Annotated in this window: 4 protein-coding genes and 1 pseudogene; all 5 read right to left on the minus strand. The window is 66.4% G+C overall.

Going from position 1 to position 7,090, the window contains the following annotated elements; genetic code table 11:
* Positions 1-145 precede the first annotated feature (145 nt).
* Complete coding sequence (locus AC3WLE_RS30300) at positions 146-1,270, minus strand: asparaginase (RefSeq protein ID WP_492317764.1); 1,125 nt, start codon at positions 1,268-1,270, stop codon at positions 146-148.
* Between the two features lie 227 nt (positions 1,271-1,497).
* On the minus strand, positions 1,498-2,952 hold the full coding sequence (locus AC3WLE_RS30305; protein WP_492351090.1) for a bifunctional 2-methylcitrate dehydratase/aconitate hydratase: 1,455 nt from the start codon (positions 2,950-2,952) through the stop codon (positions 1,498-1,500).
* Positions 2,953-2,978: 26 nt separating this feature from the next.
* On the minus strand, positions 2,979-4,169 hold the full coding sequence (gene prpF, locus AC3WLE_RS30310) for a 2-methylaconitate cis-trans isomerase PrpF (RefSeq protein ID WP_492317762.1): 1,191 nt from the start codon (positions 4,167-4,169) through the stop codon (positions 2,979-2,981).
* Between the two features lie 60 nt (positions 4,170-4,229).
* A complete protein-coding gene (gene acnD / locus AC3WLE_RS30315) occupies positions 4,230-6,842 on the minus strand; it encodes a Fe/S-dependent 2-methylisocitrate dehydratase AcnD (protein WP_492357599.1) in 2,613 nt (870 codons plus the stop codon).
* Positions 6,843-6,964: 122 nt separating this feature from the next.
* Positions 6,965-7,090, minus strand: a pseudogene (locus AC3WLE_RS30320) (2-methylcitrate synthase); the annotation flags it as partial.

Raw genomic sequence — 7,090 nt, forward strand, 5'->3', positions numbered from 1 at the left:
GCATCATGATGCGCGCAGGTCACGTGTCACCTATGTCTCCGAACACCTGTTACCCATGTCTCCGGTCTGTACACCGCGCGCGGGAGAGGGGCCGGGGAAGAGGGCAGGAGCGTCTAGCGGCGATACCGCCTGCTCCACGATCTCATCAGTACTTCCAGAAGACCTGCTGCAGCGCCTTGGAGTCGTTGGTCTGCGTCAGCGCCAGCGCCATCAGGATGCGTGCCTTCTGCGGCAGCTGGTCGTCGGTGACGATCCAGTCGTACTTGTCATCCGGCTGCTCTGCATTGCGCACCACCACGCCGCTGCCGGTGCGCGAGGCGCGCACGATCTGCACGCCCTTGGCGCGCGCGGCCTTGAGCGAGTCGACCATGTAGTCGCCGACGCTGCCGTTGCCGGTGGCGGCATAGATGATGGCCTTGGCACCGCTCTTCACCGCGGCGTCGACCGCGGCCGGATTGGCGTTGCCGTAGGCGTAGACCACTGCCACTTCAGGCAGCTTGTCGATCTTGTCGATGTCCCACTGCGTCTGCAGCGTGTGCGGACGCGCCGGCAGGCGGTAGAACAGCGTGCGGCCTTCGACCACGTAGCCCAGCGGGCCGAACGGCGAGCGGAAGGTCTCGGTCTTGAAGGTGTTGCTCTTGGTGACGTCGCGGCCGGTGTGGATCTCGTCGTTCAGCACGGCCAGCGTGCCCTTGCCCTTGGAGGCAGGGTTGGAGGCGACCAGCACGGCGTCGTACAGGTTGAGCGCGCCATCGGCGCCGAGCGCGGTGCCCGGGCGCATCGAGCCCACCACCACCACCGGCTTGTCGCTCTTGAGCGTCAGGTTCAGGAAGTAAGCGGTTTCCTCGATGGTGTCGGTGCCGTGCGTAATGACGATGCCGTCCACGTCCGGCTGCTTGAGCAGTTCCGATACGCGCTTGGCCAGCTTCAGCAGGCGTTCGTTGTTGAAGCTCTCCGAACCGATCTGGAAGATCTGCTCGCCCTTGACGTTGGCGACCTTGGAGATCTCGGGCACCGAGGCGATGATCTTGTCGACCGGCACCACGGCGGACTGGTAGGCCGCGGTGTTGGTCGCCGAGGCGCCGGCGCCGGCAATGGTGCCGCCGGTGCCGATGATGACGATATTGGCCTTGCGGGCTTCGGCCTGGGCCGTGGCGGGTGCGGCGGCAGATTGTGCGGCGGGGGCGAGCTGCGCGTGGGCAGTGCCGGTGATCAGGCTCGCCGACAGCAGGGCAGCGGCCAGCGTGGTGACGCGGGCGAAGTGTTTCATGTTTCTCCTCGGTATCTATACGAACGTGTGGCCCGTACTGGAATCGGCACGACATACCTTATGGGTGGAATGGTGCCGTCCGTGTTCAGTCGGTGGCTGCCGGCAACGGGGCCTGTGGTGCAGGGCCCGTTCAGGCAGCGGCAGTGACTATACGTGAGGAGAATTTGGCGCGGGAGGGGCGCTGCAAGGGTTATGCCGATTCGGCATGAAGGTGCCTGGGCGATAACTCAAATCGCATACATATCGAGGTATTCATTGACCGGGATGGCCTCCAGCCGCGCCTGGTCCAGCGATGCGGCCAGGATGGCCTGCTGCTGTTTCGGCGGGAAGCGGCGGGCGAGGTTGGTGCGGAATTTCTCCACCAGCAGCGGGATGCCCTCGGCGCGGCGGCGCTTGTGGCCGAGCGGGTATTCGACCAGCACCTCGTCCAGCACGGTGCCGTCCGCCAGCGTCACGGTCAGCGCATTGGCGATCGAGCGCTTGGCGGGGTCGTGATAGTCGCGCGTCAGCGCGGGATCTTCCACGCAGGTGATCTTGCCGCGCAGCGCGTCGATGCGCGGGTCGGCGGCAACCTTGTCTTCGTAGTCAGCGGCGGTCAGGCGGCCGAACAGCAGCGGCACGGCCACCATGTACTGGATGCAGTGGTCGCGATCCGCCGGATTGCTGAGCGGACCCTGCTTGTCGATGATGCGCAGGCAGGCCTCGTGGGTGCGGATGGTGATGGCGGCGATATCCGCCGCGCTGCGCCCCGCGAGCGCCAGCGCGCCGTGCAGCCGCATCGCTGCCTCCACCGCGGTCTGCGCGTGGAATTCAGCCGGGTACGAGATCTTGAACAGGATGTTCTCCATCACGTACGACCCGTACGGCCGCTGGAAGCGGAACGGCTGCCCCTTGAACAGCACGTCGTAGAAGCCCCAGGTCTTTGCCGTCAGCACCGACGGGTAGCCCATCTCGCCGGTGCGGGCGATCAGCGCCAGCCGCACCGCGCGGCTGGTGGCGTCGCCGGCGGCCCAGCTCTTGCGGCTGCCGGCGTTGGGGGCGTGGCGGTAGGTGCGCAGGCTCTGGCCGTCGACCCAGGCCAGCGACACGGCATTGAGGATCTCGTCGCGCGTGAGGCCTAGCATCTGCGCGACCACGGCAGTGGAGGCCACCTTGACCAGCACCACGTGGTCCAGCCCGACCTGGTTGAACGAATTCTCCAGCGCGATGCAGCCCTGGATCTCGTGCGCCTTGATCATCGCCGCCAGCACTGCCTTCATCGTCAGCGGCTTGCGCCCGGCGGCGATGTGGTTGCGCGAGATCCAGTCAGCGGTGGCCAGGATGCCGCCGAGGTTATCCGACGGATGACCCCATTCGGCCGCGAGCCAGGTGTCGTTGAAGTCCAGCCAGCGGATCATCGCGCCGATATTGAACGCGGCCTGGACCGGATCGAGCTGGAACTGGGTGCCCGGCACGCGCGCGCCGTTGGGCACGATCGTGCCCGGAACGATGGGACCCAGCAGCTTGGTGCAGGCCGGGTAGGAGAGGGCCTCGAGCCCGCAACCGAGCGTGTCGATCAGGCAGTTGCGGGCGGTGTCATAGGCGAGGCCGCTCTTGATCTCGTACCGGGTGACATAGTCGACGATGTCGACCAGCACCTGGTCCGGATCGGGGCGTTGCGCGGACGGCGTGTCGGTGGACATGAGCGACCTCGCGGGTGCGGCTCAGCTCAGAACGCGTCGCCGGGCACGCGCACCCAGCCTTCCATCAGCACGCGCGCGCTGCGGCTCATGATGGCCTTCCTGACCGCCCATTCGCCATCGACCTGCTGCGCCTCGGCGCCCACGCGCAGCGTGCCGGACGGATGCCCGAAACGCACCGCGTTGCGCTCGCCGCCGCCGGCGGCCAGGTTGACCAGCGTGCCGGGGATGGCGGCGGCGGTGCCGATCGCCACCGCCGCCGTGCCCATCATGGCGTGGTGCAGCTTGCCCATCGACAGCGCGCGCACCAGCAGGTCCACATCGGCCGCGGCCACCTTCTTGCCGCTGGAGGCGACGTAGTCGACCGGCCTGGCGACAAAGGCCACCTTGGGCGTGTGCTGGCGCTTGGCGGCCTCGTCCACGTTCTTGATCAGGCCCATGCGCAGCGCGCCGTAGGCACGGATGGTCTCGAACATCGCCAGCGCCTTGGTGTCGCTGTTGATGGCGTCCTGCAGCTCGGTGCCGGTGTAGCCGATGCTCTCCGCGTTGACGAAGATGGTCGGGATGCCGGCGTTGATCATGGTGGCCTTGAGCGTGCCCACGCCCGGCACTTCCAGGTCGTCGACCACGTTGCCGGTCGGGAACATCGCGCCGCCGGCGCCTTCTTCCTCGGCGGCCGGGTCCATGAACTCAAGCTGCACTTCGGCGGCCGGGAAGGTCACGCCGTCCAGCTCGAAATCGCCGGTTTCCTGCACTTGACCGTTGGTGACGGGCACATGGCCGATGATGGTCTTGCCGATATTGGCCTGCCAGATGCGCACCACGGCAACGCCGTTGTGCGGGATGCGGCTGGCATCGACCAGGCCGGCGCTGATGGCAAAGGGACCGACCGCTGCCGACAGGTTGCCGCAGTTGCCGCTCCAGTCGACAAAGGGCTGGTCGATCGAGACCTGGCCGAACAGATAGTCGACATCGTGGTCGGGCCGCGTGCTCTTGGACAGGATGACGGTCTTGCTGGTGCTGGAGGTGGCGGCACCCATGCCGTCGATCTGCTTGCCATAGGGGTCGGGGCTGCCGATCACTCGCATCAGCAGCGCGTCGCGAGCCGGGCCGGGCACTTGTGCCGTTTCCGGCAAATCCTGCAGGCGGAAGAACACGCCTTTGCTGGTGCCGCCACGGATATAGGTGGCGGGAATCTTGATCTGGGGTACGTGAGCCATGGAAATCTTTGTCCTGGTTGGCCCGGGCGGCATAGATGCCGCCCGGGCCCATGTCACAGCTTATGCAGCCGAACGGGTCGACTCAAGGAAGTCCTGCGCGAAGCGCTGCAGCACGCCGCCAGCTTCGTAGATCGACACTTCCTCGTCGCTGTCGAGGCGGCAGGTCACCGGCACCTCGACGCGCTCGCCGTTCTTGCGGTTCACCACCAGCGTCAGCGTGGCGCGCGGCTGGCGCTCGCCGATCACGTCATAGGTCTCGGTGCCGTCCAGGCCCAGCGTCAGGCGGTTCACGCCCGGCTTGAATTCCAGCGGCAGCACGCCCATGCCGATCAGGTTGGTGCGGTGGATGCGCTCGAAGCCCTCGGCGACGATGACTTCCACGCCGGCCAGGCGCACGCCCTTGGCGGCCCAGTCACGCGACGAGCCCTGGCCATAGTCCGCGCCGGCGATGATGATCAGCGGCTGCTTGCGATCCATGTAGGTCTCGATCGCTTCCCACATGCGCACGACCTTGCCTTCGGGCTCGATGCGCGCCAGCGAACCCTTCTTGACCTGGCCATCGACCACGGCCATTTCATTGATCAGGGTCGGGTTGGCGAAGGTGGCGCGCTGCGCGGTCAAGTGGTCGCCGCGGTGGGTGGCGTACGAGTTGAAGTCCTCTTCCGGCAAGCCCATCTTGGCCAGGTATTCACCCGCGGCGCTGTTGAGCATGATGGCGTTGGACGGCGACAGGTGGTCGGTGGTGATGTTGTCGCCCAGCACCGCCAGCGGACGCAGCGCCTCGAGCGTGCGTTCGCCGGCCAGCGCGCCTTCCCAGTAGGGCGGGCGGCGAATGTAGGTGCTCTGCGGGCGCCAGTCGTACAGCGGGCTGACGGACTCGCCGCTGGCCGCGGTAATGGCGAACATCGGCTCATAGACTTTGCGGAACTGCTCGGGCTTGACGCTCTTCGCCACGATCGCGTCGATTTCTTCGTCGCTCGGCCAGATGTCCTTCAGGTAGACCGGCTTGCCGTCCTGGTCGGTGCCCAGCACGTCCTTTTCGATATCGAAGCGGATGGTGCCAGCGATGGCGTAGGCCACCACCAGCGGCGGCGAGGCCAGGAAGGCCTGCTTGGCGTACGGGTGGATGCGGCCATCGAAGTTGCGGTTGCCGGACAGCACTGCCGTCGCGTACAGGTCGCGGTCGATGATCTCTTGCTGGATCTTCGGGTCCAGCGCTCCGGACATGCCGTTGCAGGTGGTGCAGGCAAAGGCGACGATGCCGAAGCCGAGCTTCTCGAGGTCGGGCAGCAGATTCGCTTCTTCCAGGTACAGTTCGACAGCCTTGGATCCCGGGGCCAGCGACGACTTGACCCACGGCTTGCGCGCCAGGCCGCGCGCATTGGCGTTGCGCGCCAGCAGCGCGGCGGCGATCACGTTGCGCGGGTTGCTGGTGTTGGTGCAGCTGGTGATGGCGGCGATGATGACCGCGCCGTCCGGCATCAGGCCTTCGGCTTCCTGCGCGCGGGCCTTGTCCAGGTCGACGGCGATGCCGCGCTCGGCCAGCGCGGAGGTCGGCAGGCGCTTGTGCGGGTTGGACGGGCCGGCCATGTTGCGCACCACGCTCGACAGGTCGAACTTCAGCACGCGCTCGTACTCGGCGTTCTTCAGCGATTCCGCCCACAGGCCGGCGGTCTTGGCGTACGTCTCGACCAGCTTGAGCTGCTCGTCGGTTCGGCCGGTCAGGCGCAGGTAGTCAATGGTCTGCTCGTCGATGAAGAACATCGCCGCGGTGGCGCCGTATTCCGGTGCCATGTTGGAGATGGTGGCGCGGTCGCCGAGCGTCAGGCTCGAGGCGCCTTCGCCGCGGAACTCCAGGTAGGCGCCGACCACCTTTTCCTTGCGCAGGAACTCGGTCAGTGCCAGCACGATGTCGGTGGCGGTGATGCCGGGCTGGCGCTTGCCGGTCAGCTCCACGCCGATGATGTCCGGCAAGCGCATCCACGAGGCGCGGCCGAGCATCACGTTCTCGGCTTCCAGGCCGCCCACGCCGATGGCGATCACGCCGAGCGCATCCACGTGCGGGGTGTGGCTGTCGGTGCCGACGCAGGTATCGGGGTAGGCCACGCCGTTGTCGGCGTGGATCACCGGGGACATCTTTTCCAGGTTGATCTGGTGCATGATGCCGTTGCCCGGCGGGATCACGTCGACGTTCTTGAACGCCTGCTTGGTCCAGTCGATGAAATGGAAGCGGTCTTCGTTGCGGCGGTCTTCGATGGCGCGGTTCTTGGCGAAGGCATCGGGGTCGAAGCCGCCGCACTCCACTGCCAGCGAGTGATCGACGATCAGCTGCACCGGCACCACCGGATTGACCTTGGCGGGGTCGCCGCCCTGGTCGGCGATGGCGTCGCGCAGGCCGGCCAGGTCCACCAGCGCGGTCTGGCCCAGGATGTCATGGCACACCACGCGCGCCGGGAACCACGGGAAATCGAGGTCGCGCTTGCGCCCGATCAGCTGCTTGAGCGAATCCGCCAGCGTGGCGGGATCGCAGCGGCGCACCAGGTTTTCTGCCAGCACGCGCGACGTGTACGGCAGCTTGTCGTAGGCACCCGGCTGGATTGCCTCGACCGCGGCGCGCGCGTCAAAGTAATCCAGCTTGGTGCCCGGTAGCGGTTTGCGGTTTGCAGAATTCATGGTGTAGGGAAATCAATATAGGTATGAAAAAGGGGTAGTGGTCCCATGTCAGCGACCAACTACCCCCTTGCCCGCAGGCCCGGATCAATGCAACCCGACGCGGAGCAAACCGGCAGCCGGTCTTACTTGCGATCCTTCAGCGGCACGAACTTCAGGTTTTCCGGGCCGGTATAGTTGGCGCTCGGGCGGATGATCTTGTTGTCGATGCGCTGCTCGATAATGTGCGCGGCCCAGCCGGAGGTACGCGC

This window comes from Cupriavidus sp. FW306-1B-F12B (assembly GCF_058781795.1).

Bases quoted from the DNA above. Each gene is read 5' to 3' on its own strand.
- AC3WLE_RS30300 (WP_492317764.1), bottom strand. From the start codon at position 1,270: ATGAAACACTTCGCCCGCGTCACCACGCTGGCCGCTGCCCTGCTGTCG.
- AC3WLE_RS30305 (WP_492351090.1), bottom strand. From the start codon at position 2,952: ATGTCCACCGACACGCCGTCCGCGCAACGCCCCGATCCGGACCAGGTG.
- prpF (WP_492317762.1), bottom strand. From the start codon at position 4,169: ATGGCTCACGTACCCCAGATCAAGATTCCCGCCACCTATATCCGTGGC.
- acnD (WP_492357599.1), bottom strand. From the start codon at position 6,842: ATGAATTCTGCAAACCGCAAACCGCTACCGGGCACCAAGCTGGATTAC.